Consider the following 1,699-nt stretch of genomic DNA (forward strand, 5'->3'; position numbering starts at 1 on the left):
ATTCTAAACGATCCTCAAAACTTACTTCACTTCGTCCATGTGTCTGCCACATTCCTGTAATACCGGGTTTGGATTTAATCACTGTTTTATAGTGTTCTTTCATATCCGGTATTTCTCGAAATAAATAAGGTCTAGGACCAATTAATGACATATCCCCTTTTAATACATTGATAAACTGTGGAAATTCATCCAGACTTGTTTTACGAATGAACTTTCCAGCCTTGGTCACTCTTGGATCGTTTTCAAGCTTCTTATTGGTTAAATATTCTTCTTTTATTTTTGGATCTTTTTCCATTAAGTCATCCAGTATTTTTTCCGCTCCAACTACCATGGAACGATATTTATACATCTTAAAAGCTTTTCCATCTAAACCAATTCGATCTTGTTTAAAAAATACAGGACCTGTATCATGACACATTAAATTCAAGACTTTTACTACAAGTGTTAATGGAATTAAAAGTAAACAGCCAACTAATCCAGCACAAATATCCATACATCGTTTAAAAAAGACATCCAGTAACTGGGTGTCCCCTGTAGATGTATTGATTAAAACCAATCCATCAAAGTTTTGTGGTTTCGAATTAAATGTAAAGATTCCTTCAATTCGAGGAACATACTTAATATTCATGACTTTGTCATCAATCAAAGACATTAAATAATCTATTTCCTTTTTGGAAAGTCCCTGAATGGTAAATATACAAGAATCTATAGTATGTCTTTCTAAATAATTTTGTACATCACTTAAAAAAATAACTCTTTCAGGTTCTACTTCAGATCTTTGTTTATGTGAAATAAAATCACTTTCATTACAATTCACAAAAGCCTTGACTTCCATCAAACTAAATCGATTACCCTTAATAACACGATCAATTTCTTTGGCATTTTTACCAATCCCAAATAATAATATACTTTCTTTAAATTTTTCCCTGCATACAATTCGAATAGTTCGAGAACATATAATTACTAAAAAAAATGATGTAACAGTCATTAATACTAAACGAACTAAATAAGATACTGTATACATATAGTGTGGTGCAATCACAAAACAAAATAAAAAATATAAAATATGGGACTTGATCAATAAATTGATTTCATCCCATATTAATACTGAATTTCCTCTATATCGTCCAATGACATATTGTACCACTATATACGCAAATAAATACTTTCTCATATAGACATTGAAGCGAAAAAAACATAATAGAAATAAAGTAATAATTATCTCCGCTACAACTTCCACTTTACTAATCTTCGACACTCAAATTCCCTCATTCTTATTTATTCTGCCGTACTATCTTGTGAATTTACATACGGAGGACTTTCTCCATTCAAAACAGATTTTATATCCGCTTTGGCATTATCAATTGTTGTCTGGTCAGGATACATGACATAGGCATAATCTCCTAGTTCATACGCAAAGTCCGTTCCACCACTTCCATTTAAGCTATATTGATAAATGGACCAGGAACCACCATTGGAAAGTTGATCCTTAACTAGTGCAAACACCTGATTCATATCCATATTGGTTTGGATTAGATCGGACATGGTATTCATAATCTGTGAAAAATTATTTAACAGTGCAGGTGATACCATCTTTTTAATGATAGCCGTCATAACCTGCATCTGATTCTTACCACGCTGTCTATCTCCATCGCTGTAGGCATATCTCTCACGTGCATAGCCTAAAGCACATTCTCCA

Annotated in this window: 2 protein-coding genes; both read right to left on the minus strand. The window is 32.4% G+C overall.

Translation table 11 applies throughout. The annotated features are described in order from the left end of the window. On the minus strand, positions 1–1,174 hold a 1,174-nt coding region (locus ACI32A_RS06270; RefSeq protein WP_439754182.1), incomplete at its 3' end, for a sugar transferase. 104 nt (positions 1,175–1,278) lie between these two features. After that, positions 1,279–1,699, minus strand: a 421-nt coding sequence (locus tag ACI32A_RS06275; RefSeq protein ID WP_439754183.1) for an LCP family protein, incomplete at its 5' end; no start/stop codon positions are given.

The sequence above is a fragment of the Floccifex sp. genome (assembly GCF_051873555.1).
Classification (GTDB): Bacteria; Bacillota_I; Bacilli_A; order Erysipelotrichales; family Erysipelotrichaceae; genus Floccifex.